This window comes from Streptomyces thermolilacinus SPC6 (assembly GCF_000478605.2).
In the GTDB taxonomy this organism is placed as follows: domain Bacteria; phylum Actinomycetota; class Actinomycetes; order Streptomycetales; family Streptomycetaceae; genus Streptomyces; species Streptomyces thermolilacinus.
Map to the genome: position 1 here is coordinate 3,549,903 of NZ_ASHX02000001.1, position 25,254 is coordinate 3,575,156.

General features: G+C 74.9%; 24 protein-coding genes. 13 read left to right on the plus strand and 11 right to left on the minus strand.

Going from position 1 to position 25,254, the window contains the following annotated elements:
- Positions 1-492 precede the first annotated feature (492 nt).
- On the plus strand, positions 493-2,523 hold the full coding sequence (locus tag J116_RS15435) for a HelD family protein (protein WP_023587969.1): 2,031 nt from the start codon (positions 493-495) through the stop codon (positions 2,521-2,523).
- A 238-nt stretch (positions 2,524-2,761) separates the two neighbouring features.
- On the opposite strand, the gene J116_RS15440 is transcribed toward J116_RS15435, so the two are convergent.
- Genes J116_RS15440 through J116_RS15450 form a run of 3 tightly spaced genes read right to left on the minus strand, consistent with a single transcriptional unit; the run spans position 2,762 to position 5,612 of the window.
- Positions 2,762-3,571: an ABC transporter ATP-binding protein gene (locus J116_RS15440; RefSeq protein ID WP_023587970.1), complete on the minus strand. Its 810-nt coding sequence runs from the start codon at positions 3,569-3,571 to the stop codon at positions 2,762-2,764.
- Positions 3,568-4,608, minus strand: coding sequence for a FecCD family ABC transporter permease (locus tag J116_RS15445; protein ID WP_023587971.1), 1,041 nt, complete (start codon positions 4,606-4,608; stop codon positions 3,568-3,570). Before J116_RS15445 ends, J116_RS15440 begins: the two co-directional genes overlap by 4 nt.
- On the minus strand, positions 4,605-5,612 hold the full coding sequence (locus J116_RS15450; protein WP_028964088.1) for a FecCD family ABC transporter permease: 1,008 nt from the start codon (positions 5,610-5,612) through the stop codon (positions 4,605-4,607). Before J116_RS15450 ends, J116_RS15445 begins: the two co-directional genes overlap by 4 nt.
- A gap of 121 nt (positions 5,613-5,733) precedes the next feature.
- Between J116_RS15450 and J116_RS15455 the strand changes: the two genes are divergently transcribed.
- Positions 5,734-6,357 (plus strand): HAD family hydrolase, encoded by a 624-nt coding sequence (locus J116_RS15455; RefSeq protein ID WP_023587973.1) that lies wholly within the window; start codon positions 5,734-5,736, stop codon positions 6,355-6,357.
- Here the strand turns inward: J116_RS15455 and J116_RS15460 are convergent.
- Positions 6,327-6,584, minus strand: a complete 258-nt coding sequence (locus J116_RS15460; RefSeq protein ID WP_023587974.1) for a hypothetical protein — start codon at positions 6,582-6,584, stop codon at positions 6,327-6,329. The two genes, J116_RS15455 and J116_RS15460, sit on opposite strands and share 31 nt — an antisense overlap.
- A 128-nt stretch (positions 6,585-6,712) precedes the next feature.
- Here J116_RS15460 and J116_RS31370 point away from each other — a divergent pair, with 128 nt between their 5' ends.
- A complete protein-coding gene (locus tag J116_RS31370) occupies positions 6,713-7,096 on the plus strand; it encodes a cold-shock protein (RefSeq protein ID WP_023587975.1) in 384 nt (127 codons plus the stop codon).
- 71 nt (positions 7,097-7,167) lie between these two features.
- Here the strand turns inward: J116_RS31370 and J116_RS15470 are convergent, their stop codons facing one another.
- The gene (locus J116_RS15470; protein WP_023587976.1) at positions 7,168-9,756 is read right to left on the minus strand and encodes a helicase C-terminal domain-containing protein; all 2,589 of its coding nucleotides are present in this window, start codon (positions 9,754-9,756) and stop codon (positions 7,168-7,170) included.
- Between the two features lie 84 nt (positions 9,757-9,840).
- Here J116_RS15470 and J116_RS15475 point away from each other — a divergent pair, with 84 nt between their 5' ends.
- Complete coding sequence (locus tag J116_RS15475; RefSeq protein WP_023587977.1) at positions 9,841-10,734, plus strand: hypothetical protein; 894 nt, start codon at positions 9,841-9,843, stop codon at positions 10,732-10,734.
- 150 nt (positions 10,735-10,884) lie between these two features.
- Here the strand turns inward: J116_RS15475 and J116_RS15480 are convergent, their stop codons facing one another.
- Positions 10,885-11,430 (minus strand): GntR family transcriptional regulator, encoded by a 546-nt coding sequence (locus tag J116_RS15480; protein ID WP_023587978.1) that lies wholly within the window; start codon positions 11,428-11,430, stop codon positions 10,885-10,887.
- Positions 11,431-11,848: 418 nt separating this feature from the next.
- Here J116_RS15480 and J116_RS15485 point away from each other — a divergent pair, with 418 nt between their 5' ends.
- A complete protein-coding gene (locus J116_RS15485; RefSeq protein WP_139140483.1) occupies positions 11,849-12,364 on the plus strand; it encodes an RICIN domain-containing protein in 516 nt (171 codons plus the stop codon).
- Between the two features lie 263 nt (positions 12,365-12,627).
- On the opposite strand, the gene J116_RS15490 is transcribed toward J116_RS15485, so the two are convergent.
- Positions 12,628-13,380, minus strand: a complete 753-nt coding sequence (locus J116_RS15490; protein WP_023587980.1) for a copper homeostasis protein CutC — start codon at positions 13,378-13,380, stop codon at positions 12,628-12,630.
- 163 nt (positions 13,381-13,543) lie between these two features.
- Between J116_RS15490 and J116_RS15495 the strand changes: the two genes are divergently transcribed.
- From J116_RS15495 to J116_RS15505, 3 genes are all read left to right on the plus strand, one after another.
- Positions 13,544-15,817, plus strand: coding sequence for a heavy metal translocating P-type ATPase (locus tag J116_RS15495; RefSeq protein WP_037946721.1), 2,274 nt, complete (start codon positions 13,544-13,546; stop codon positions 15,815-15,817).
- A gap of 252 nt (positions 15,818-16,069) precedes the next feature.
- Positions 16,070-16,747, plus strand: a complete 678-nt coding sequence (locus J116_RS15500) for an HD domain-containing protein (RefSeq protein ID WP_023587982.1) — start codon at positions 16,070-16,072, stop codon at positions 16,745-16,747.
- A 231-nt stretch (positions 16,748-16,978) separates the two neighbouring features.
- Positions 16,979-18,229, plus strand: a complete 1,251-nt coding sequence (locus J116_RS15505; RefSeq protein ID WP_028964092.1) for a Cmx/CmrA family chloramphenicol efflux MFS transporter — start codon at positions 16,979-16,981, stop codon at positions 18,227-18,229.
- Here J116_RS15505 and J116_RS15510 read toward each other — a convergent pair.
- Both J116_RS15510 and J116_RS15515 read right to left on the minus strand, forming a co-directional pair.
- Complete coding sequence (locus tag J116_RS15510) at positions 18,201-18,476, minus strand: DUF4031 domain-containing protein (RefSeq protein WP_023587984.1); 276 nt, start codon at positions 18,474-18,476, stop codon at positions 18,201-18,203. The genes J116_RS15505 and J116_RS15510 overlap by 29 nt on opposite strands.
- A complete protein-coding gene (locus J116_RS15515; protein WP_023587985.1) occupies positions 18,473-18,829 on the minus strand; it encodes a hypothetical protein in 357 nt (118 codons plus the stop codon). Before J116_RS15515 ends, J116_RS15510 begins: the two co-directional genes overlap by 4 nt.
- 285 nt (positions 18,830-19,114) lie before the next feature.
- Here J116_RS15515 and J116_RS15520 point away from each other — a divergent pair, with 285 nt between their 5' ends.
- The 4 genes from J116_RS15520 (at position 19,115) to J116_RS15535 (ending at position 23,215) form a co-directional block, all read left to right on the plus strand.
- Positions 19,115-20,008, plus strand: a complete 894-nt coding sequence (locus J116_RS15520) for a MurR/RpiR family transcriptional regulator (protein WP_051203769.1) — start codon at positions 19,115-19,117, stop codon at positions 20,006-20,008.
- A gap of 139 nt (positions 20,009-20,147) precedes the next feature.
- Positions 20,148-21,086 (plus strand): N-acetylmuramic acid 6-phosphate etherase, encoded by a 939-nt coding sequence (murQ, locus tag J116_RS15525; protein WP_023587987.1) that lies wholly within the window; start codon positions 20,148-20,150, stop codon positions 21,084-21,086.
- Between the two features lie 28 nt (positions 21,087-21,114).
- Complete coding sequence (locus J116_RS15530; protein WP_023587988.1) at positions 21,115-22,641, plus strand: PTS transporter subunit EIIC; 1,527 nt, start codon at positions 21,115-21,117, stop codon at positions 22,639-22,641.
- A gap of 109 nt (positions 22,642-22,750) precedes the next feature.
- Entirely contained in the window at positions 22,751-23,215 is a 465-nt protein-coding gene (locus J116_RS15535; protein ID WP_023587989.1) for a cupin domain-containing protein, read from the plus strand.
- Positions 23,216-23,259: 44 nt separating this feature from the next.
- On the opposite strand, the gene J116_RS15540 is transcribed toward J116_RS15535, so the two are convergent.
- Both J116_RS15540 and J116_RS15545 read right to left on the minus strand, forming a co-directional pair.
- Complete coding sequence (locus tag J116_RS15540) at positions 23,260-24,081, minus strand: hypothetical protein (RefSeq protein WP_139140484.1); 822 nt, start codon at positions 24,079-24,081, stop codon at positions 23,260-23,262.
- Positions 24,082-24,172: 91 nt separating this feature from the next.
- Positions 24,173-24,646, minus strand: coding sequence for a carboxymuconolactone decarboxylase family protein (locus J116_RS15545; protein ID WP_023587991.1), 474 nt, complete (start codon positions 24,644-24,646; stop codon positions 24,173-24,175).
- A gap of 182 nt (positions 24,647-24,828) precedes the next feature.
- Here J116_RS15545 and J116_RS15550 point away from each other — a divergent pair, with 182 nt between their 5' ends.
- Positions 24,829-25,212: a hypothetical protein gene (locus J116_RS15550; RefSeq protein ID WP_023587992.1), complete on the plus strand. Its 384-nt coding sequence runs from the start codon at positions 24,829-24,831 to the stop codon at positions 25,210-25,212.
- Positions 25,213-25,254 lie beyond the last annotated feature (42 nt).

A 25,254-nucleotide genomic window follows, 5' to 3' on the forward strand; every position in this document is an offset into this window, starting at 1 on the left:
CCACCAGTTCGTGTGCAGGAAGTCTGCGTCTGTGTGTTCCCCCCGAGCGAATCCCAGCGGCGCGACTCACTGCCTTTGCTGAACGCGCCCGCTGTCCAGGAAAAGGAATGGCTCGCCGCTATCGCCGTGGGCGCGCCAATAGCCAAGGTTGTGATGGCGGCTCCAAGCGTTGCCGCCTTCCTCCACTTCACGAGGTAATCCCCCCCCAAATGATCTTCCGTTCGACTGCAGGCATCATGGCGCTGGCGACGACGCCGGACCAACTGGGTGATCAGTGATCGGCTGGAATACTCGCTATCGAGCTGACATGTGGCGCATTACCGTGCCCGCCCTGCGGCGGCGCCGAGGCAGGCGCCCGGAAAACCGTTCGCGCGTCCCGCCGGGCCCTCATTACAATCTCCCGCTTGCCCGCCTCCCCGTCGGGAGTGCCGCCCTCCGGTCGGAAACCGGACGGCCCTCAACGACCACCGTTCCAGCGCCGGAGGCACCGCCATGTCCACGACCGACACCGATCCCCTCGGCCGCGAGCGCGCGCACCTCGCCGCGTCCCGGGCCGCGCTGCGCGCCATGCGGGAGGACGTGGAAGCGCTGGACATCCGTGACGTCACCGCCAACTGGGTGAACGCCGCGGTCCTCCAGCGCCAGATCGACGACCGCGTCAAGGCCCTCGCCGACCTGGCCCACACGCCCCTGTTCTTCGGGCGGCTCGACTACCTGCCCACCACCCAGGAGGGCCAGCGGTTCTACATCGGACGGCGGCACGTCCACGACGCGCACGGCGACCCGATGGTCATCGACTGGCGCGCCCCCGTGTCGCAGCCGTTCTACCGGGCGTCCAGGCGCGACCCGCAGGACGTGCGGCTGCGGCGCCGGTTCGGGTACACGGGCGGCGACCTCACCGCGTACGAGGACGAACACCTCACCGACCCCGCCGAGGCCGAGACCACCAGCCGCCTCCTCCAGCAGGAGATCGAGCGGCCCCGCGTCGGGCCCATGCGGGACATCGTCGCCACGATCCAGCCCGAGCAGGACGAGATCGTCCGCAGCGGCCTGTCCGGCACGGTGTGCGTGCAGGGCGGCCCCGGCACCGGAAAGACCGCCGTCGGCCTGCACCGGGTGGCGTACCTGCTGTACGCGCACCGCGAGCGCCTGGCCCGTACCGGCACGCTCGTCATCGGGCCGAACCGGTCGTTCCTCCGCTACATCGAGCAGGTCCTGCCCGCCCTCGGCGAGCTGGAGGTGAAGCAGGCCACCGTCGACGACCTCGTCGGCGCCCATGTCGAGGTGCGCGGCACGGACGACGCGACGGCCGCCGTCGTGAAGGGCGACGCCCGCATGGCGGAGGTCCTGCGCCGCGCGGTCCGCTCGCACGTCACGCTGCCGACCGAGCCGGTCGTCGTGGTGCGCGGTTCGCGGCGGTGGCGGATTCCCGCGTACGAGGTTGAGGAGATCGTCACCGAGCTCCTCGCCCGCGACATGCGGTACGGCGCCGCCCGCGACGCCCTGCCGCAGCGCATCGCGCACGCGGTGCTGGTGCGGATGGAGGCCACCGGGGAGGCGCCCGACGACCGGGTGCAGGACCAGGTGGCGCGCAACGCGGCGGTGAAGGCGGCCGTCAAGGCGATCTGGCCGCCCGTGGACCCGGCGAAACTGGTGCTGCGGCTGCTGTCCGACGCGGAGTTCCTCGCGGAGCACGCGGACGGGCTGCTGGACGAGGACGAGCAGAAGGCCATCCTGTGGGCCAGGCCGCCCAGGAGCGTGAAGTCCGCGAAGTGGTCCCCCGCCGACGCCGTACTGGTCGACGAGGCCGCCGACCTGGTCGCCCGCACGCACTCGCTGGGCCATGTCGTGCTGGACGAGGCGCAGGACCTGTCGCCGATGCAGTACCGCGCGGTGGGGCGCCGCTGCTCGACCGGTTCCGCGACCGTGCTGGGCGACCTGGCGCAGGGCACCACGCCGTGGGCGACGCGCAGCTGGGCGGAGGCGCTGCGGCACCTGGGCAAGCCGGACGCGCTGGTGGAGGAGCTGACGGCCGGTTTCCGCGTGCCGCGCGACGTGATCGCGTATGCCTCCCGGCTCCTCCCGCACATCGCGCCCGGCCTGGCGGAGGTCCGCTCGGTCCGCGAGAACCCGGGCTCGCTGGAGGTGCGGCGGGTGGACCCGGAGCGGCGGGACGCGGACGTCGTCGCGGCGTGCGCGGAGTTCCTGGGCCGGGAGGGCTCCATCGGGCTGATCGCCGCCGACCCGCGCCTGCCCGCCCTGGAGGAGGCGCTGCGGGCGGCGGGCGTGCCGTACCTGTCGCCGGGCGAGGAGACGACCCCGGACGTACGGCTCACGCTGGTCCCGGCGTCGCTCGCGAAGGGCCTGGAGTACGACTACGTGGTCCTCGACGAGCCCGCCGCCGTGGTGGCAGCCGAGCCCGACGACCGCACGGGTCTGCGCCGCCTGTACGTGGCCCTGACCAGGGCGGTGTCCGGCCTGAAGGTCCTCCACGCGACCCCCCTGCCGGAGGAGCTGACCTGAACGGCACGATGCGCACCTGCGGGCCCGCGCTCGTCCTGGCGAGTGGGTGCCCACCTGCGGGCCCTTGCGGTCCCACCCCCTGGACCGGCGAGTGAGGCGAAGGGGCGCGCCTGTGTCGTGAGGGAGTGGGGGTGCCCCCGGACGAAGTCTGGGGGAGCGCGGAGGCCCTGAGGAACGAAGGGCTGAGCACGGTCGACCGTCGGCACAGGCCTTCAGCGCCCCGGAGCCGAACCGAGCCCTAAGAAAGCGCAGGCGCCGCCGGGATCACCAGGGGCGAGCCCGTCAGGGGGTCCGGGATGACCGTGGCCTCCAGGCCGAAGACCTCGCGTACGAGTTCCTCCGTGACGACCTCGCCCGGCTGTCCCGCCGCCACGATCCGCCCGGCCTTCATGGCGACCAGGTGGTCGGCGTACCGGGCGGCCTGGTTCAGGTCGTGGAGGACGACGGCGACGGTGCGCCCCCGGGTGCGGTTGAGGCGGCGCACCAGGTCGAGGACCTCCACCTGGTGCGCGATGTCCAGGTACGTCGTCGGCTCGTCCAGGAGCAGCAGCTCCGTCTCCTGGGCGAGGGCCATCGCGATCCAGACGCGCTGGCGCTGTCCGCCGGACAGCTCGTCGACGGACCGGTCGGCGAGGTCGGCGACGTTGGTGCGGGCCATCGCGTCCTGGACGGCCCGCTCGTCCTCGTCCGACCACTGCCGCCACCACGCCTGGTGCGGCTGGCGCCCGCGCGCCACCAGGTCCGCGACGGTGATCGCCTCGGGTGCGACGGGTGTCTGCGGCAGCAGGCCCACCACCTGGGCGATCTTCTTCGTCGGGAGGGACGCCAGGTCCCGCCCGTCCAGCAGGACCGCCCCGCCGCGCGGTTTCAGCAGCCGCCCCAGGGCGCGCAGGGTCGTGGACTTGCCGCACGCGTTGGGCCCGACGATCACGGTGACCTTGCCGTCGGGTATCGCGAGGTCCAGCTCGTCGACGACGGTGCGGTCCTCGTACGCGAGGGTCAGCCCCCGCGCCTGGAGCCTGCCGCTCGCGGTACCCACGTCGCTCATGCCTTCCCTCCACCCGTGCGGCCCCGCACGATCAGCCAGATCAGGTACGGCGCGCCGACCGCCGCCGTCAGGACGCCCACCGGCAGCTCGGTCGGCGAGAACAGCCGCCGCGCCAGCAGATCCGCCAGTACGACGACGAGCGCGCCCATCAGGGCGGACCCGAGCAGCGGGATCTGCGCGCCCCGCGTGAGGCGCCGCGCGATCTGCGGGGCCAGCAGCGCCACGAAGTCCACGGGCCCCGCCGCGCCGGTCGCGAGCGACGCCAGGACGACGCCGAGCAGCACCAGGCCGAGCCGCACCCGGCCGAGCGGCACGCCCAGCGCGGTCGCGGTGTCGTCGTCCATCGACACGGTCCGCTGCGCCCGCGCCGCCCACAGCACGGCCGGTACGAGCGCGAGGAGCGCCCAGCCGAGTGGCGCCGCCTCGTCCCAGCCGCGCCCGTTGAGGGAGCCGGTCATCCAGATCTGCGCCTGCTGGGCGACCAGGTAGTCGCCCTTCGTCATCATCAGGGTCGTCACGGACCGCAGGGCGATGGCGAAGCCGATGCCGATCAGCACGAACCGGGTGGCGTGCAGCCCGCCGCGCCACGCGAAGACGTACACGAGGAGCGCCGCGGCGATCCCGCCGACGACGGACAGGTACGGCAGCACGGCGAACGACGTCACGCCGAACGTCATCGCGGTGACCGTCAGCGCGCCCGCGCCCTGGCTGATGCCGATGATGTCGGGGCTGGCCAGCGGGTTGCGGGCGACGGTCTGGATGAGCGCCCCGGCCACGCCGAACGCCGCGCCGACCAGCAGCCCGATCACCAGGCGCGGCAGCCGTAGCGTGCCCACCACCAGGTCGGCGGGGGACGGCTGCCCGGTCAGCACGCGCAGCACCTCGCCGGGCGCCACGAACTCCTCGCCGACGCAGAGGTACGCCACCGACACCGAGGCCAGGAGCAGCGCGAGCCCCGCGGCGACGGCGACGGCCCGCCGGTGGACCAGGAACGAGGCGCCCCGGCCCCGTATGACCGCGTATCCCGCAGCCGTCACGCCGGTACCGCCTTCCTCCGTACGAGCGCCACCAGGAACGGCACGCCGATGAGCGCGGTCATCACGCCCGCGGGGACCTCGCCCGGCGGGAAGACGATCCGCCCGGCCACGTCCGCGGCCAGCAGCATCACGGGCCCCACGAGCGCCGCCATGGGCAGCAGCCAGCGGTGGTCGGCGCCGACGAGGGCGCGGACGATGTGCGGGACGGCGAGGCCGACGAACGCGATGGGCCCGGCCGCCGCGACGGCCGCCCCAGTCAGGACGGTCGCCCCGGCCCCGGCGGCGACGCGGACGAGCGCGACGCGCTGGCCGAGGCCCTTCGCCACGTCCTCGCCGAGCGCCAGCGCGTCCAGGCCGCGCGCGACGGCCACCACCAGGGCGAGGCCGGCCAGCAGGAACGGCCAGGTCTGCGCGACGATCACGGCGTCCCGCCCGGCGACGGACCCGGCCTGCCAGAACCGGAACTCGTCCAGCGCGGCGGCCTTCGTCGTCAGCACCCCGGTCGTCAGGGACAGCAGCAGCGCGTTGATCGCGGCGCCGCCGAGCGCGAGCTTCACGGGCGTGGCGCCGCCCCGTCCGCTGGACGCGATGGCGTACACGGCGACCGACGCGGCGGCGGCGCCCGCGAAGGCGAACCACACGTACCCGCTGAGCGTGTGCACCCCGGCGAACGCGATGGCCAGGACGACACCGACCGACGCGCCCTGGCTGATGCCGAGGATGCCGGGGTCGGCGATGGGGTTGCGGGTGATGCCCTGGAGGGCGGTCCCGGCGACGGCGAGGGCCGCGCCGACGAGGACCGCGATCAGGGTGCGCGGCAGCCGCAGCTCCAGGACGACATCGCCCTCGCCGCTGCGGCCCGCGCCGTGCAGCAGCGCGTCGAACACGACGGACGGGGCGATGGGGCGGGCGCCGACCGCGAGGCTCAGCACGACGGCGACGGCGAGGGCGGCGACGGCCGCGGCGGTCGCGAGGACACGTCGGGAACGCACAGCGGCAGCCAATCGGAAAGGTACGGGGACGTGCGCCCGCCCGGCCGTGGCGGCCGGTTAGGCGAGGCTAAGTCTAAGCAGCGGCCGAAAAACACCCACCGGGCGTCCGGGAAGGTGCGGGCAGAATGCTCTTATGCCTTTCACCGTCGGGTTCGACCTCGATATGACCCTCATCGACTCCCGCCCCGGAATTCACGCGACATACCGGGAGCTTTCGGCGCGCACGGGGGCGTGGATCGACGCCGACCTGGCGGTGTCCCGGCTCGGGCCGCCGCTGGAGCACGAGTTGGCGCACTGGTTCCCCGAGGAGCGGGTGGCGGAGATGGCCGCCGCGTACCGTGAGATCTACCCCACACACGCCATCGGACCGTCGCTCGCGCTGCCCGGCGCGGGGGATGCGATTCAAGCCGTTCGCGCGGAGGGCGGCAGGAGCGTCGTCGTCACCGCGAAGAACGAGCCGCACGCCAAGCTGCACATCGAGCACCTCGGCCTGGAGCCGGACGCGGTGGTCGGGTGGCTGTGGGCCGAGGCGAAGGCGGAGGCGCTGCGCGAGCACGGCGCGACCGTGTACGTCGGCGACCACCTGGGCGACATACGCGGCGCCCGAGCGGCCGGCGCGCTCGCCGTGTCGGTGGCGACGGGCCCGTACGGCGAGGACGCCCTGCGCGCGGCGGGCGCGGATGTCGTCCTGCCTGATCTGACGGCGTTTCCGGCCTGGTGGGCGGCTTACGCGGAGGGCGCCGACTCCCGGGCCTGACGCCGCTGCGCGGCGATGGAACGGAGCACTCCGGCGGCGGCGACGAGGAAGCCGACACCCATCAGCATCGCCACGAGGTACACGACCGTGGGGAACGGGTCGGTCCCCAGGAAGAGTGGTGCGACGGTGACGACCGTGGCGATCGCTCCGATGATGAACAGGACGGCGCCGACCCGAATGAGCCCGTCTCCGGGAAGGGCGTCGCCCGCGTTGGTTTCACTACGCATTCGGCCAGGGTAGTTCCCTGGCCGGGGGAACGGACCGGCGGCGTCTTGTCACGAGGGCCGGGACCATTAGCCTTGACGCCTTGAGCCGTTTATCGCGGACCCATCGAGTACGAGGACGAGGACAGGACGTGCCTACCGGCAAGGTCAAGTGGTTCAACAGTGAGAAGGGCTTCGGCTTTCTCTCCCGCGACGACGGCGGCGACGTCTTCGTCCACTCGTCGGTGCTCCCTGCCGGAGTCGACAGCCTGAAGCCGGGGCAGCGCGTGGAGTTCGGCGTGGTCGCCGGGCAGCGCGGCGACCAGGCGCTGTCGGTGACGGTCCTCGACCCGACCCCGTCGGTGGCGGCGGCGCAGCGCCGCAAGCCGGACGAGCTGGCGTCGATCGTGCAGGACCTGACGACGCTGCTGGAGAACATCACGCCGATGCTGGAGCGGGGCCGGTACCCCGACAAGGCGCACGGCAAGAAGATCGCCGGGCTGCTGCGCGCGGTCGCGGACCAGCTGGACGTCTGACCCGCTCGTCGGATGAGCCGAGGGCCCGGGGTTCCCGCCCCGGGCCCTTTGGCATGCCCGCTGTTCGCCGCTCACTCCTCGGCGAGCTCGGCCACGCCCGTGATGCGGTGGAGGGCGTACGTGCGGACCTCGTCGGCCGTGTGGTCGTACGCCGTGACGTAGCCGCCCTCCACCCGTACCGGCGCGATGACGCGCTGGCTGGCGGCGCCGTCGGCATTGACGTAACCGATCCACACCGCCGAGTTGGTGAGCGCCGCCGCCTGGACGGTGGCCAGGGTCTCGGCGGCCGACGTGCGCGGCAGGGAGCCGCCGCCCGGGGCGGGGGTCTCCGGCTCCTTGCGGGTGACGGTGGCGGCCAGGTCCCCGGCGCGGATCGCGCGGACGGCCGCCCCGAGCAGCGTGGCGTCCGGCACGGGCGGGCCGTCCGGTACGGGGGCGGGCGGGGTGCGCGGCGGGGTGCGGCGGGCGTCGGCGCGGGTGATCAGCACATCGCCCTCGGCGGACTCGGCGGCCGGGGCGAACCCCATGGACCGCAGCCCGGCCAGCAGCGCCGCCGGGTCCGCCTGGGCGGCCAGGACCGTCGGGGCGAGGCGGCGCAGGCCCAGCGGCGCGGACCGCTTGTCGGCGAGGATCTCCCCGAGGACGGCGTCGTCGTCGCAGCGTACGTACGAGGAGGCGGCGCCCACCCGGAGGTGGCCGTGGCGGCGGGCCACGTCGTCGATCAGGTACGCCAGGGGCTGCGGCACGGGCGTGCGGGAGTGCGCCGCCAGGAACGCGTGGAGGCCGGCGGCGGACTGCCCGGCGTCCAGGGCGCGGCGTACGGAGCCCGGCGTGAAGCGGTACACGGTCGCGCCGCCCTTGGACTCGACGTCCGCGAGGACCGCGAGGGCGTCGGCGAGCGGGCGGCGCAGCGGGCCGGGCGCGACGGCGGTCAGGTCGGCCTGGAGGAGGACGTGGTCGACCGGCTCGGGCAGGAGCGGGGCGAGCAGCGCGACGGCGGCGTCCTCGTGCGGGGCGCCTTCGTGCGCGCCACCGTGCGGGGCGCCACCGTGCGGGGCGCCACCGTGCGGGGCGCCCACGCCCTCGTGCCCGGCGTCCACCCCGGACGCGCCCACGCACTCGTGCCCGGCGTCCACGCCCCCGTACCCCAGCAGGGCACGCCCGTGCGCCGACAGGGCGCCCCGCCCCGTGACGCCGAGCAGCTCCGCCTCCTCCAGGGTCCAGGTGGCGAGCCGGGCGCGCAGGTCCGTACCGGCGTTCCCGGCGCCGCGCAGGGGCCGCTCCCAGCGCAGCCGGGCCAGCACGGCGTCCACCTCCGGCGCGGCGCCCGGCGGCAGCGCGGCCAGCAGGTCCAGTACCCGGCGGCGTACCTCGGGCGCGGCGCCCCGGTCCAGGTCGGGGCCGAGCGCGGACAGGGTGCGGCCCTTCGCGTCCTGGCCGCCGACCAGTCCCGGCGTGCGGGTCTGGGTGAGCCAGGCGGTGGCGAGGCGGGCCCAGCGGCGCGCCGCCGGCAGGTCAAGCCACTCGTCGTACGCGGGCGTCGGCGCGTACCGCTCGTCGGCCTCGCCGTCCGACGCCAGCAGCCCCGCCGCGTACAGCAGCTCCAGCCAGAACGCGGCGGCCTGCTCCGTCACGTCCAGCTGCGTGGCGGTGCGCTTGAGGTCGCGTACGGACAGACCTCCGGCGCGCAGGACGGCGGGGCCGCCCTCGTCCCACTTCTTCAGCAGCTCCTCGGCGGTGGCGAGCGCGGTGTACGCCTGGCCCGCCGCCGTGCTGTCCACAACCTGTGGACGGTACTCGCGCGCCGCCCCCACGGCCGGCGGCACCGGCTCGGCCGTCCGGTGCGCCCGCCCGCCGCGCAGGTGCAGCGCCACCTCGCGGGGCAGCGCGACCGTGCGGGCCGTGGTGGGCAGGAGCAGGCCCCGGTCCCGGAGCCAGCGGACGGGCGGCGTCGGGTTGGCGGTGACCTCGCCGTACGGCGGGCCCCACACGAGCCGGTCCAGCACGCCCAGCGCCTCCGTTGGCGCCTGGTCGAGGAGGGCGTCCATGCGGGCGCGGTCGGTGAACAGCGAGGTCAGCGCGGCGACCGCCGACACGGGGTCGTGGGTGGTGGGCAGGCCGACCGCCTGGAGGATCTCCTGGACGCGGCCGGGCGACATCCCGGCGGTGGCCTCCGCGACGGTCGGGCCGAGCCCGGTCGGGGAGGGGTGCTGCGGGGAGGGCGCGAGCAGTTCGCGGGCGGTGCGCACGAGGCGCAGCCGGTCGTCGCCGCCCCAGACGAGGGCCTGTTCGCGCAAGGCCGCGACGGCGCCGGGCAGGGCCGCCTCGACCTGCGGGTCGCCGCCCTCGCCCGCCATGAGGGCGCGCAGCACCGCGTACGGCGCGGGGTCGGGCGCGACGGCCAGCGCCTCGGCGGTCTGGAGGGTGAACCGGTCCAGCCGTTCCAGGGCGCGGACGACGGACGCCCGCGTCCCGGCCCGCGTGGCCAGCTGGGTCAGATCGTTCGGTACGGGTACGAGCAGGTCGGGGCGGGCCCGCAGCAGCGCGGCCAGCCCCTCGTCGCCCCGGGCCCGCAGCGCCTCCGCGAGGGTGCGGGGCGCCGCCGTACCGCCTTGGTCCTCGGGCACGTACGCCTCCCGCTCGGTGTCGCCGGTCGCCATCCGCACCACGTTAGCCCCCTGGCGCCGCCCTCAGGCGCTAACGTCGGGACGTCGGCCAGGCGACGGGCGCGATGGAGGGGCACGGTGGGCATCGAGAGCGACCAGCTGGTCTTCGACTACCTGAGCAGGGTCGGGGACCTGGCGCAGCAGCGGCAACTGCCGTCGAAGGCGCGGATGAGCCTGGTGGCGTCGCTGCGGGACGAGATCGACCGGCAGCGGGGGGACGGCGGCGGCGGCGCGGACAGCCCGGTGGAGGTGCGCCGCATCCTGGCGCGCCTGGGGTCGCCGGACGCGGTCGTGTCGGCGGTGCGGGACGGCGGGCTGAACGTGCCGGGGCAGCGGACGCCGGACGCCCCCGAGCCGCGCGACCCGGACGCGGGCCCCGAGCCGGACTGGTGGAGCGTGGTGCCGGGCTTCAAGGGCGGCGTGGAGGTCCCTGAGCTGCTGGCCCCGCCGAAGCCGAAGGACCCCCCGGCTGAAGCGCCCCCGGAGCCGCCCCGCCGCCGGGGCCTGCGGGCACTGCTGCCGAGCGCCGCGCCCCCCGCGGAGAAGCCGGAACCGGCCTCGGGCGGCAAGCGCCTCGCCCGAATCCTGCTCGGCAAGCGCGAGAAGCCCGAGGCGGAAGCGCCGCCCGCGGTGTCCCGCAAACTGGGCGACCCGGTGCTGCTGCTGGCGGCGGCCTGCCTGGTGCTGGGCACGGTCACCGGCTCATGGCCGGCGCTGGCGGCGGGCTGGCTCCTCGCGTACGCGACCCGGCGCCTGACGAGGACGCAGGCGAAGTGGGGCGTGCTGTTCCTGCCGGGCGCGGTGGCGGCGGGCTCGGCGGTCTGGCTGTGGGGCCGCCTCGACGGCCGCTGGGGCGACCCGATCGCCCCTGGAGCCTTCACCCAGGCGGTCTCGGAGACCTGGCCGTGGACCCTCCGAGCGGCAGCCCTGGCCACGGCGGCGTACCTGTTCTGGCAGGCGCGGCGGAAGTAGCGGTTCGGGCGTGCCGGGACGGTCAGAGCCCTTGCGCGACGCCGGTCCGGGCTCCCGCCGTCCGGGCCACCACACCCGAACCGCGGGGCTTCGCCGCCCGCGCCGTCGTGCCGGTGGGCGACACCCCAAGGCCTGAGGCGCGACGCACGGTCATCCGAGCCTCAACTCGTAGCGGAGGCGCTGGCGGTGGGCGGGCATCGTCATCAGGTCGGCCTGGATGGGACGGTCGTGGGCGTCGAGGGTCTGGCGGGTGAGGCGTAGGACCGGTTCGGCGGCGCCGAGTCGGAGGAGGTCCTGCTCTTCCCGTGTGGGGAGGCGTGCGGTGACTTCCTCGACGACGCGGGCGCCGGTGTGGCCGAGTTCGGCGAGGAGGGTGACCGCGCCGCCGCGGATCCTGGCCGTACCGGCGAGCGGGGTGCCTCGGGCGATGTGGGCGGGGTAGTACGTGTCGGTCAACTCGACTGGCTTTCCGTCCAGTTCGATGATGCGGCGGCGTACGGTCACCGGTTCGCCGGGTGCCAGGCCCAGGAGACTGGCGGGCTCGTCGGTGGCCGTCACCTCTCCGGCGGAGACGATGCGCTGGGTGCCCTTGCGGCCCCGTGCGGCGGCTTCTTCCGCCCAGGCGTCGCCCCGGCCCTGGGAGCGTGGGGTGACGTACGGCATCGACGTGCTGGTCCAGTGCTCCGTACCGCTCATGCCGCCCTCCCGGTGCCGGTGTCTCTTCTGCCGTCACGGTAGGCGGCTTCCGCCGCCGGGGCAGCCGGTCGGCGCCCTGGCATGTGGTTTCGAACTCGGCTCTCCTTCGTGCCGCTTTCGAGTGATGGCCGGCGCTCGTCGCGTTTTCCGATGGGGTGAGCATTTCGAGGGCGGGGGTTGCCGGGTGGGGGTGATGAGGCGGCGGATTCGCACGGGTGCGCGCTCAGTGGAGTTCTTCGCGCTTCGCTCCATCCGGGGCCTCGCGCGCATCACCCACCTGCGGATTCGCACCACTGGACGGTAGTCCCATGATGGGATCGTGTGAGTAACCGGGCGGGCCTGTCCGGTGGTTCTCCCGCGCTGTACAACGGTGACGCTCGGCCCCCCAGAGAAGACGCCCTTCACAAGGGAGATCACCGTGAGGAATCACAGGCGAGCATTCACCGCCGTACTGTCCGCCCTCGCCCTCAGTGGAATGACGCTCGCCGCGTCCGCCGCGCCCGCCAGTGCCGCGCCGCTCAACACCAAGCTGGAGGCCCACCACAGCGGCAGGTGCCTCGACGTCGCCGACGCGAACCACGAGAACGGCGCGTTCGTCCAGCAGTGGGGGTGCTACGCCACCGCCAACCAGAACTGGACCTTCACCTCGCTCGGCAACGGCTACTACAAGGTGAGCGCCGACCACAGTCGGAAGTGCCTCGACGTGGCCTACGCCAGTCAGGACGACGGCGGTGTGGTCAACCAGTGGGGCTGCTACAACACCCCCAACCAGGAGTGGAAGCTCGTCCAGCGCCCCAACGGCTACTTCGGGCTCGTCGCCCGGCACAGCGGCAAGTGCCTGGAGGTCTCCGGCGGCAACATCTACAACGGCGCCGGGGTCGTCCAGCAGACCTGCCAGGCCGACCGGCCGTACCAGGAGTGGCGCCTCGTCTAGGACGGGGGAAGGGAGGAGGATGGCCGGGCCCTTGCCCGTGGTCCCGGCTCCTGAGCCTGACCCTCCTGAGCCTGGCCCTCTGAGCCGCGACCCCTGATCCGCGACCCTGAGCCCCGGCTCCCGAGTGTCCGCTCCCCGCCGCTCCGTCCGTGTCCCCCGCGCCGCGCGACCGGCTCCCCTTCCGGGCCTCGCGCGGCGCCTCTCCGTAGCGCCGGGGGCCCCGCCCGAAGGCCCCGGCCCCCGGCCGCCCGGCGGCCCTGGCCCTACGCCACCGGGGCCACCGCCTCCCCCGCAGCCTGCGCGCCCGCCTCCACGCCCGCCTCCGCGTCCAGCGCCCGGCGCCACGCGCTCACCGCGCCCTGGGCCACCGGGGACGTCCAGCCCGCCGGCCTGGCCGCGCCGCCGATGTGGAAGGCGTCCACACCCGCCGCCAGCAGGGCCGGTACGTGGTCCAGGCGCAGGCCGCCGCCGACCAGCAGCCGGGGGCCGTGGCCCGTGCCGCCCCGCCGGGCCGTCTCCGCCTCGGCCGCCAGGACCGGCAGGCCCTCGTCCACGCCCGCGGCCGACCCGGCCGTCAGATACGTGTCCAGGCCCGGCAGGCCCGCGAGCCGGGCGCGCAGGGCGTCCCGGTCCGCGCAGTGGTCGATCGCCCGGTGGAACGTCCACCGGCAGCCGTCCAGCTCCGCCACCACCCGCTCCAGCGCCGCCAGGTCGGGGTGGCCGTCCGCGTCGAGGAAGCCGAGCACGAACTCGTCGGCGCCCTCGGAGCGCAGCTCCCCGGCCACTCGTACGAGCGCGTCCACGTCCCCCGCCGCGAAGCCGTCCGCGAGGCGCAGCATCACGCGCAGCGGCACGTCCACGGCGGCGCGGATGCGGGCGTACGTCTCGCGGGACGGGGTCAGCCCGTCGGCCGCCATGTCGGTGACCAGCTCCAGGCGGTCCGCCCCTCCGGCCTGGGCCGCGATCGCGTCCTCCGCGTCGAGGGCGATCACCTCCAGGAGTGCACGGTTGCTCATCGGACCCCAATCTCGGTGCACGGGCTGTTTACAGGTCTACAGGCCTACAGGTCTAGTCCAATGCTAATGCGTGGGCGGGATGAGGGCGCGGGGGTGCCCTGTTTACCCAGAGGGGTATACAGTGGTCCCGTTGATATACCCCCCCTGGGTATTGGAGTGTGAGATGAGTGGTCACCCGGCCGGTCCTGTGACGGCACCCGGCACCGCCGATGTGGAGCTGGCCATCGGCGGCATGACCTGCGCCTCGTGCGCGGCGCGCATCGAGAAGAAGCTCAACCGCATGGACGGCGTCGAGGCGACCGTCAACTACGCCACGGAGAAGGCCAAGGTCACCTTCGGCGGCGGCGTCTCCGTCGAGGACCTGATCGCCACCGTCGAGGCGACCGGCTACACCGCCCGGCCCCCGGCCCCGCCCGCCCAGGACGCCCGGGCCGCCCAGCCGGAGGACGAGGGCGGCGACGAGCTGGCCGACCTGCGGCAGCGGCTCCTCACCGCTCTCGTCCTGTCCGTCCCCGTCGTCGCCATGGCGATGGTCCCGCCCCTCCAGTTCGCCAACTGGCAGTGGCTCTCCCTCGTGCTCGCCGCGCCCGTCGTCATCTACGCGGGCTGGCCGTTCCACCGTGCCGCCTGGACCAACGCCCGGCACGGCGCGGCGACGATGGACACGCTGATCTCGGTCGGTACGGCGGCGGCCTTCCTGTGGTCGGTGTGGGCGCTGTTCTTCGGTACGGCGGGCATGCCGGGGATGACGCACCCGTTCGAGTTCACCATCGCCCGCAGCGACGGCGCCGGGAACATCTACCTGGAGGCCGCGGCGGGCGTCACGACGTTCATCCTGGCCGGCCGGTACTTCGAGGCGCGGTCCAAGCGCAAGGCGGGCGCGGCGCTCAGGGCCCTGATGGAGCTGGGCGCCAAGGAGGTCACCGTGCTGCGCGGCGGCCGGGAAGTGACCGTGCCCACCGCGGAGCTGCGGGTGGGGGACCGGTTCCTGGTGCGGCCGGGCGAGAAGATCGCCACGGACGGGACCGTGGTGGAGGGCGCGTCGGCCGTGGACGCGTCGATGCTGACCGGCGAGTCCGTACCGGTCGAGGTCGCCGTCGGCGACACGGTGACCGGCGCGACGCTGAACGCCGGTGGCCGCCTGGTCGTCGAGGCCACGCGGGTGGGCGCGGACACGCAGCTGGCCCGCATGGCGAAGCTGGTCGAGGACGCCCAGAACGGCAAGGCGTCGGCCCAGCGGCTCGCGGACCGCATCTCCGCCGTGTTCGTCCCCGTCGTGATCGCCCTGGCGCTCGGCACGCTCGGCTTCTGGCTCGGATCGGGCGAGGGGATGAGCGCCGCGTTCACCGCCGCCGTCGCCGTACTGATCATCGCCTGCCCCTGCGCCCTGGGCCTGGCCACGCCGACCGCGCTCATGGTCGGCACCGGGCGCGGCGCCCAGCTCGGCATCCTCATCAAGGGCCCCGAGGTCCTGGAGAACACCCGCAAGGCCGACACGATCGTCCTCGACAAGACCGGCACCGTCACCACCGGCCGCATGACGCTGCTGAAGGTCCACACCGCGGACTCCACCGACGAGGCGGAGGTGCTGCGCCTCGCCGGCGCCCTGGAGAACGCCTCCGAGCACCCCATCGCCCGCGCCGTCGCAGCCGGGGCCGCCGAGAGGACGGGCGACCTGGCCGCGCCCGAGGACTTCGCGAACGTGCCCGGCCTCGGCGTCCAGGGCGTCGTGGACGGCCACGCCGTGCTCGTCGGGCGCGAGAAGCTCCTCGCCCAGTGGGCCATGGAACTGCCCGAACCGCTGCGCCGCGCCAAGGACGAGGCGGAGGCCGCCGGACGCACCGCCATAACGGTCGCCTGGGACGGCGAGGCGCGTGCCGTCCTGGAGGTCGCGGACGCGGTGAAGGACACCAGCGCGGAGGCCATCCGCAGGCTGCGCGGCCTGGGGCTCACCCCCGTGCTGCTCACCGGCGACAACGAGGCCGTCGCCCGGTCCGTGGCCGCCGAGGTCGGCATCGACGCGGAGCACGTCATCGCGGAGGTCATGCCCGAGGACAAGGTCGAGGTCGTCAGGAAGCTCCAGGCCGAGGGCCGCAGCGTCGCCATGGTCGGCGACGGGGTCAACGACGCCGCCGCGCTCGCCCAGGCCGACCTTGGGCTCGCCATGGGCACCGGTACGGACGCGGCGATCGAGGCCGGCGACCTCACCCTCGTACGGGGCGACCTGCGCGCCGCCGCCGACGCGATCCGGCTGTCCCGGCGCACCCTCGCCACCATCAAGGGCAACCTGTTCTGGGCGTTCGCCTACAACGTCGCCGCCCTGCCGCTGGCCGCGTTGGGCTACCTGAACCCGATGATCGCGGGCGCGGCCATGGCCTTCTCGTCCGTCTTCGTCGTCGGCAACAGCCTCCGGCTGCGCGGCTTCAAGGCCGCGTGACCCCGGCGCCCGCGCGCCGGTGAGTGCGGGGCCGGGGTGCCCCCGTGTGCGGGTGGTCCCTGGCCGGGGTGCTCCTGTGCGCCGCGTGCCCCTGGGGGCCGGAGGCGGCCCGTGTGCCGCGCGACGCATTGGGGCCGGAGGCGGCCCGTGTGCCGCGCGACCCCGTGGGGCCGGGGGAGGGCCCTGCGCTGTGTGACCGCCGTGGCCGGGGTGGGGCCGTGTGTCGTGGGGGCTCGTGGGGACAATGGGCGCATGGCCGCCCCCCTGCCCCCGCATCCCGCCCACGACGAGCTGCGCCGCCGGTGGGAGGAGGCCGTCCGTGACGCGCGGGGCGGGCGCCCCGCCGACCCGGACGCGCCGCCCGCCGACCGGTACGCCGACGATCTGCTGCGCCGGTGGGCCGAGCCCCAGCGGCGGTACCACACGACCGACCACCTGCTCGCCGTCCTCCACCGCGTGGACGAGCTCGCGGACCACGCCGACGACCTCGCCGCCGTACGCCTCGCCGCCTGGTTCCACGACGCCGTGTACCTGCCCGACCGGGACACCAACGAGGAGCGCAGCGCCCGTCTCGCCGAGCGCGCCCTCCCCGAGCTGGACGTGGACCCGGCCCGTACGGCGGAGGTCGCCCGGCTCGTACGGCTCACCGTCACCCACGATCCGGCGCCCGGCGACCGTGACGGCGAGGTGCTGTGCGACGCCGACCTGGCCGTCCTCGCCGGGGGAGCGGAGGCGTACGCGGCGTACGCGGCGGCCGTACGGGAGGAGTACGGGTTCGTGCCCGACGACGCGTTCCGCACGGGCCGCGCGGGCGTGCTGCGCCAACTCCTGGGCTTGCCCTGCCTGTTCCGCACACCGTACGGCGCCGAGCACTGGGAACCCGCCGCCCGGCGCAACCTCACCGTCGAACTGGGGCTGCTGGGCGGCTGAGGCGGAGGTCCGCGCGGCGCCCTACGGCGTGCCCGCCCGGCCGGCGTGCGGGGCGCGAGGGCGCTGTGGGCCGGGCCCGCCCTCACGCGGCCCGGGCGGGCGGGAATCCTGATCGGCCCGGTGGTGTTGGCACCGGATATGCCCACCCACGACGATCATCCCCCCTCCCAGGCGGACACGATCCCGACGAAAACCGCCCCGACCGAATCCACCGGGCCCGCCAAGGCCCGGATGCCGCTCGCCGTGTACATCCTCGGCCTGTCCGTCTTCGCGCTCGGCACCAGCGAGTTCATGCTGTCCGGGCTGCTGCCGCCCATCGCGGACGACATGGACGTGTCGATCCCGCAGGCCGGGCTGCTGATATCGGCGTTCGCCATCGGCATGGTCGTCGGCGCGCCGCTGCTGGCCGTGGCGACGCTGCGGCTGCCCCGCAAGACGACGCTCGTCGCGCTGATCACCACGTTCGGCATCGGCCAGGTCGCGGGCGCCCTCGCCCCCACGTACGGGGTGCTGTTCGCGTCCCGCGTGGTGAGCGCCCTGGCGTGTGCCGGGTTCTGGGCCGTCGGCGCGGCCGTCGCCATCGCGATGGTCCAGCCGGGGGCGCGGGCCCGCGCGATGGCCGTGATGATCGGCGGACTGTCCATCGCGAACGTGCTGGGCGTCCCCGCCGGCGCGTTCCTCGGCGAGCACCTGGGCTGGCGCTCGGCGTTCTGGGCGGTCGGCGCGGCGTCCGCGATCGCCCTCGTCGGCGTGGTCACCCGCATCCCGCGCATCCCGCTGCCGGACGAGAAGCCGCAGCTGCGGCGGGAGCTGACCATCTACCGCGACCGGCAGGTGTGGCTCGCCATCGTCGTCACCGCGCTCGCGGCGGGCGGCGTGTTCTGCGCGTTCTCGTACCTGGCCCCGCTGCTCACCGACGTGGCCGGGCTGGCCTCCGGGTGGGTACCGACGGTGCTCGGGCTGTTCGGGGTCGGCGCGCTCGTCGGCACGACCATCGGCGGGCGGGTCGCGGACGCGCACCTGTTCGGCGTGCTGCTGAGCGGCATCGCGGCGTCCACGGTGCTGCTGGCGGCGCTGGCGCTGTTCGCCGGGAGCCCGGTCGCGGTGGTGGCGCTGTCGTTCCTGCTGGGCGTGTCCGCGTTCTACACGGCGCCCGCGCTGAACGCCCGGATGTTCAACGTGGCCGGCGCCGCCCCGACCCTGGCGGGCGCCACGACGACCGCCGCGTTCAACCTGGGCAACACGGGCGGTCCCTGGCTCGGCGGGACGGTCATCGACGCGGGCCTCGGCTTCCCGGCGACCGCGTGGGCGGGCGGCGCGATGACGCTCGTCGCGTTCGCGGCGGTCGTCGTGGCGCTGCGCCTGCACCGCCGGGAGGACCGTACGCCCAGCCGCGTCGTCATGGGCGCGACGACGGCCCGGCACGCGGAGGGCGAGCCCGCCGACGTCACGCTCACACGGAAGGCGCCGGACGCCGTTTAGGCCGGCGCAGCCCCGCGGCCGTGAGGCGCCGTACGAGTTCCTTCGAACCGATCTCGACGGCGCCCGCGGCCACGGCGTCCCCGTACCGCTCGGACGGGATGTCGTAGTGGTCGCCGTCGAACGCGCGCGGCGGGCACCCGATCGCGGCGGCCGCCGCGTGCAGCTCCTCGAACGACACGTCGCTGATCAGGTGCGACCACATGCGGCCGTGGCCCGGCCAGTTCGGCGGGTCGATGTACAGCGTCATGTGAGGCCGCCGACGGGAGCGACCACCACCCCGGCCCGCCCGCACACCCAGTGCGGGTCCGGGCCGAGCTCCGGCTCGACGTCCAGCGCGTGCGGGTCGCCCGCGTCGCACACCGGGCACAGCGGCCAGCGCCCGTACCGCTCCAGCAGCGCGTCCTGCACGTCCTGCGCGACGAGCCCGGCGACGTACGGGAGGCCGTCGGGCCACTGCTCGACCCACCACCGGCGCTGCGCGACCGAGTCCTCGACCAGCGACACGATCTCGGCCTCGGCGACGTCCCGGGCGGACAGGTCGGCGAGGACGAGCGCGCGTGCGGCGTGCAGCGCCTGTTCCAGGGGGTCCGGCTTGTTCATACCGCCATTCTGACGCGCGGGGTTGACGGTCACCATCGCTGAAAATACGTTTCAAGCGTGACCGAGGAGCTGAAGGAAACTTTCACCGGCGGCCCGGTGGACGGCGGACCGGACGGTGCCGGCACGGGCGTCGCAGCCGGTACGCCCGCCGGCCTCGGAGCCGGTACGAGCGCCGGTAGGGGCCCGAGCCCCGCGACCGGTACGGGTACGGGCCCCGGCCCTGGCGCCGGTCCCGCCGGTACGGCCCAGGCCCCCGGGCGTGCGGCATGGGGGCACGCTCCCGGCGTGGGCGCCGCCCCCGACGCGCTCGCCGCGAAGGTGCGCACCCTCGCGCCCTCCATGACGAGGTCCATGCAGCGCGTCGCCGAAGCGGTCGCCTCCGACCCGGCCGCCTGCGCCGCGCTCACCGTCACCGGTCTCGCGGAGCGCACCGGCACCAGCGAGGCGACCGTCGTCCGCACCGCCCGCCTCCTCGGCTACCCCGGCTACCGCGACCTGCGCCTCGCCCTCGCCGGGCTGGCCGCGCAGCGCACCTCCGGCCGGTCCCCGGCGGTCACCTCCGACATCGCCGTGGACGACTCGATCGAGGCCGTCGTCGCCAAGCTGGCCCGCGACGAGCAGCAGACCCTCGCGGACACGGCCGCCGCCCTCGACACGGCCCAGCTCGCGGCGGCCGTCACCGCCCTGGCCGAGGCCCGCCGCACCGACGTGTACGGCATCGGCGCGTCCGGCCTCGTCGCGCAGGACCTGGCGCAGAAGCTGCTGCGCATAGGGCTCGTCGCGCACGCCCACAGCGACCCGCACGTCGCCGTCACGGGCGCGGTGCAGCTCCGCTCCGGGGACGTGGCCGTCGCCATCACCCACTCGGGCGCCACCGCCGACGTGATCGAACCGCTGCGCGTCGCCTTCGAGCGGGGCGCGACGACCATCGCGATCACGGGCCGCCCCGACGGTCCCGTCGCCCAGTACGCCGACCATGTGCTGACCACCTCCACCGGCCGTGAGACCGAACTGCGCCCGGCGGCCATGTCGTCCCGTACGAGCCAACTGCTGGTGGTGGACTGCCTGTTCACGGGCGTGACGCAGCGGACGTACGCGACGGCCGCGCCCGCGCTGTCGGCGTCGTACGAGGCGCTCGCCCACCGCCGCGCGCCCCGCCAGCGCACGAACCCGCGCTGACGGCGGCCACGGACACCCGACCCACCACCCGCCGCCCACGAACCCCGACCCACCACCCACGAGCCCGACCCGCCCACAGCGACCACCTCCCCTCCCGCCGACCGCCCACCCCGCCACCTCGTACCGAGAGAGCCGCGCCATGAGCGACCCCGTCCGGGACCCCGCCGCACTCCGCACCCAGCTGGGCGCCCTCACCACCGAGGAGGTCCGCCCCGACCTGGCGGACATCGACACGCGGCCCACGCTCGACATCGCCCGCGCCATGAACGCCGGGGACCGGGCCGTGCCCGACGCGGTCGCCGCGCAACTGCCCCGCATCGCCGCCGCCATCGACGCCATCGCGCCCCGCATGGCGCGCGGCGGGCGGCTCGTCTACGCGGGCGCGGGCACGGCCGGGCGGCTCGGGGTGCTGGACGCCAGCGAGTGCCCGCCGACCTTCAACGCCGACCCTTCGCAGGTCGTCGGCCTCATCGCGGGCGGCCCGGACGCGCTCGTACGGTCGGTGGAGGGCGCGGAGGACTCGGCGGAGCTCGCCCACGACGACCTCAAGGCCCTCGGGCTCACCCCGGACGACACGGTGGTGGGCGTCTCCGCGTCGGGCCGCACCCCGTACGCGGTGGGCGCCGTGCGGTACGCGCGGGACGCGGGCGCCCTCACGGTCGGGCTGGCCTGCAACGCGGGCAGCGCCCTCGCGGAGGCGGCGGACCTGGCGATCGAGGTGGTGGTCGGGCCGGAGTTCATCAGCGGTTCGACGCGCCTGAAGTCCGGTACGGCGCAGAAGCTCGTCCTCAACATGATCTCGACGATCACGATGATCCGCCTCGGCAAGACGTACGGGAACCTGATGGTGGACGTCCGGGCCACCAACGCCAAGCTGCGGGCCCGCTCGCACCGCATCGTCGCGCAGGCCACGGGCGCCGCCGACGAGGAGATAGCGCGCGCCCTGGAGGCGACGGGCGGCGAGGTGAAGCACGCCATCCTGGTCCTGCTGGGCGGGGTGGACGCTCCGGCCGCCGCGCGCCTCCTCGCGGAGCACCACGGTCATCTGCGCGCCGCGCTGGCAGCGGCGGCCCCCTGACGCACCCCCCGCACGCGAGGCCACCCACATGACGACAACCGAAGACCCCCACCAGCCGGACCCGTCGAAGCCCCACCAGCCGGACGCCCCCCAGCCCGGCCCGCCGGACGCCTCCGAGCCTGCCCCGCCGGACGCCCCCCGGCCCGGCTCCTCCGAGCAGGGCTCGTCCGGTCCCCGTTCCACCGCCGCCGCGCTCCTCCCCCTCGTCGGCGGCGCCGCCAACATCGCTTCCGTCACCCACTGCATGACCCGCCTGCGCCTCGCCCTCCACGACCGCGCCGCGGTGCGGGACGCGGAGGTGCGCGCCCACCCGGCGGTGCTGGGCGTGGTGGAGGACGGGGCGTCGTACCAGATCGTGCTGGGCCCGGGGACGGTCGCGCGGGTCACCCCGGAGTTCCAGGCCCTGGTCGCGGCGGACGCACAGACGGGAGCCGCGCCCCCGCAGGGCCCGCCGGGCGCCGCCACGGGGGCGGGCACACCGCCGGAGGGCCGCCCGGTCCGCCGCGCCCTGCGCCGCATCGCGAACGTCTTCGTCCCGCTCATCCCCGCCCTCATCGGCTGCGGCGTCATCGCCGGACTGAACGGCCTGCTGGTCAACCTGGGCGCGCTGCCGTCCCTCACCCCCGCCCTGACCGCGATCGCGTCCGGGTTCATGGCGCTGATCGCGGTGTTCGTCGGCTACAACACGGCGCAGGAGTTCGGCGGGACGCCGATCCTCGGCGGGGCGGTCGCGGCGATCGTCGTCTACGCGGGCGTGGCGAAGGCCGAGGTGTTCGGTCAGCAGCTCAGCCCCGGCCAGGGCGGGGTGCTGGGCGCGCTGGCGGCGGCGTACCTGGCGACCCGCGTCGAGAAGTGGTGCCGCCGCCGCGTGCCCGAGGCGCTGGACGTCCTGGTCACCCCCACCCTGACCGTCCTCGTCTCGGGCCTGGCCACGGTGTACGGGCTGATGTACGCGGCCGGGAAGGTCGCTGCGGCCATCGGCACGGCCGCCGACGGGCTGCTCGCGCACGGCGGCGCGGCGGCCGGGTTCGTGATGGGCGGGCTGTTCCTGCCGCTGGTGATGCTGGGCCTGCACCAGGCGCTGATCCCGCTGCACGCGACGCTGATCGAGCAGCAGGGGTACACGGTCCTGCTGCCGGTCCTCGCGATGGCGGGCGCCGGACAGGTCGGCGCGGCGGTCGCCGTGTACGTGCGGCTGCGCCGCGCGGAGGGCCTGCGCCGCACGATCCGCTCGGCGCTCCCGGCGGGCCTCCTCGGCGTGGGCGAGCCGCTCATCTACGGCGTGACGCTCCCGCTGGGCCGCCCGTTCGTGACGGCGTGCGTGGGCGGGGCGGTCGGCGGGGGAGTGGTGGGCCTGTTCGGGATGTGGGGCGACAAGGTCGGCTCGACGGCCATCGGCCCGTCCGGCTGGGCCCTGTTCCCGCTCCTGGACGGGCCGGGCGGCGCCCTGGCGACGGTCGCGGCGTACGCGTCGGGCCTTCTGGCCGGGTACGCGGCGGGTTTCGTGGCGACGTACTTCTTCGGCCTGCGGGGGGTGACGGTGCCGGTCCAGTAGCCGTCCCCGCGCCGGATTGCCGTACCGGCAACGGAAGTTGGCCGTGCCGGTACGCCCGGCGCAGCCTGGTCGTGGCAAATGCCGGGCGACGACAACGGGAGGCCGCACCATGACGTACGACACGCACACCGCGCGCGGCGGGGACGCGCCGCTGAACGACCGGGTCCACCACGTCCCGGCCGCGGCACGGGACGCGCACCCCGCGCCCGCCGGGCGGGCCGCCGTGCACACCGCCGTCAGCGGCGGCACGACGGGCTCCAGGCGGCTGTGGATGGGCCTGGTGGAGAACCCGCCGCTCAGCGCGACCGACAACCACCACCACGGCGACTCCGAGGCGGGCGTCTACGTGGTGAGCGGGCACCCCGTGTTCGTGTACCACGACGGCACGCGGGAGGTACGGCTCCAGGGCGGGCCCGGCGACTTCTTCCTCGTACCGCCGTACGTGCCGCACCGCGAGGAGAACCCGGACCCGGAGGAGCCCGCCGTCGTGGTCATCGCCCGCACCGCCCAGGAGCCGGTCAAGGTGTCCGTGCCGCAGCTGTACCGCCTCGGGCACGGTCCGGACGGCACCTGACCGGTCCCGCGAGGACCGCGCGGCCCGGACCCTGGCGCCGGGCCTCAGCGCCGGGCCTCCTCCCGTTCCATCGTCCTCGCGGAGAGGTCATGGTTGCCCAGGACCGCCGTCTTCAGGTGCGGCAGCGGCAGCGGCGGGGTCGTGCGGGTGGCGTCGGCGTCCGGGGCTGGGGCGTTGTACGCGGTGATCGTCGTGAACGTCCTGCCCGGACCCGCGCCCGTCACCACCCAGCGGATGACGCCCTTGCCGCCCTGCTCCACCTTCTCCTGACGGACCTCCAGCACCGGCTCGTCCCCGGTGTTGCGCCGGGACGCGTCGGTGCGCACCTCGACCAGCCCCGGCCCGCGGCCGTCCTCGTCCCAGACGCTCTTCGGCCGGTGCGCGAACGTGGAACCGATGCGCCACGAGTCCCAGGGCCGTGTCGCTCCACCGCTCTCCTCGTCGGGCGCCTGGGGCAGCGCGCCGAGCGCCGTCTTCCACCTCGGCGACATGGCGATGGCCTTCAACTGCTCTCCCGCCAACGGCGGTTCGGCCCGTACCGGCGCGGCGTCGCCGTCCGGGGCGTTCCAGGTGTTGACCTCCACCATGTCGCCGGAGGCGGAGACGTAGGTGGCCTGCCGCCACTTCACCCGCGGGGCCTTGCCGGTCGTCAGCTCCCACGTCTTCACCTGCGACCCGTCCGGGAGCTTCGCCCGCGTGCAGTCGCGGGTGCGGCAGGTCACGAACTGCCGGGTGCTGTACCCGTCCGGGTCGACCCGGAACAGCTGGACCGTGACGCCGGCCCGGCCCTTGCCGTCGTCGTACTGGAGGGACGCCGCCGGGCCCAGCGGGTCGTCGGTCCCGCGCCCCGCGCGGGACTGTTTCATGCCCTCCCCGATCATCACTCTCGTCCAGGGGCTTCGAAAGCCCCTCCACTAGGACGACCGGTTGGGCCCGGGGAAACGTTTCACGCCCCGCTCAGCCCCACTGCCCCGGCCGGTGGTCCCCGCCGGGCGTGCGGATGACGGCGTTGACCCGGTTGTACGCGTTGATGACGGCGATCAGCGCGACCAGCGCGGCGAGCTGCTCGTCGTCGAAGTGCAGTGCGGCCTCCGTCCACGCCTCGTCGGTGACGCCCCCGGCGGCGTCCGCGATCCGGGTGCCCTGCTCGGTCAGCGCCAGCGCGGCGCGCTCGGCCTCGGTGAAGACGGTGGCCTCCCGCCACACGGCGACGAGGTTCAGCCGCGTCGGGGTCTCCCCGGCGTGGGCGGCGTCCTTCGTGTGCATGTCGGTGCAGGCGGCGCAGCCGTTGATCTGGCTGGCGCGGATCTTCACCAGCTCCTGGACCGTGGCGGGGAGCGGCGACTCGGTGACCACGCGGCCCGCCGAGTTGAGGTGGCGCAGGAACTTCGCGCCGACGGTGGAGCCGTGGAAGTCGAGACGGGCGTCCATGGTGAACTCCTCATCGGTAGGGGTCAATTGGCTGCCTCTGGCTGACCCCCCGCGCCGGACGATCGTGACAGGGCCGGAATGTGACCTGCGCCATACCGCCCGCCGATAGGTTGTGCGGTACGGGCCGGGGGCCGCCCGCCGGAGGGCGGCCGGGGCGGGCCCCGGACGCCGGGAGGCACTGGATGCGAGCGCTGCTGTACACGGTCGGCCTCTGGTACGTCGCGGTCGGCGCCCTGATGGTGTTCGACGACGGCGGCGGGGTGCTGCGGTTCGTCGTGGGCGTGCTGTTCGCCGCCGAGGGCGCGACGGTGACGGCGCGCGCCGCGCGGGCGGCCCGGGGCGACGCGGACGCGCGGCGGGACGTCCGCTGGAGCTGCTGGGCGGTGCTGACGCTCGTCGGGGCGGTGGTCGCCGCGTGGGTCTACAGCGTGCTGTCGGGCGGCGTCCTGCCCGAAATGGCCGCCATCGCCGTGGAAGAGGGCGTCCACTGCCTGGTGGCCGTGGTGGTGGTTCCCGCCGTCATGCCGCTGCTCGTCCTGCGCCGCCGTGCCCGGATCGAGTGCTGATCGCCTGATCGGGTGGCGTTTGGGGGAGTTCGTTTCTCCCCG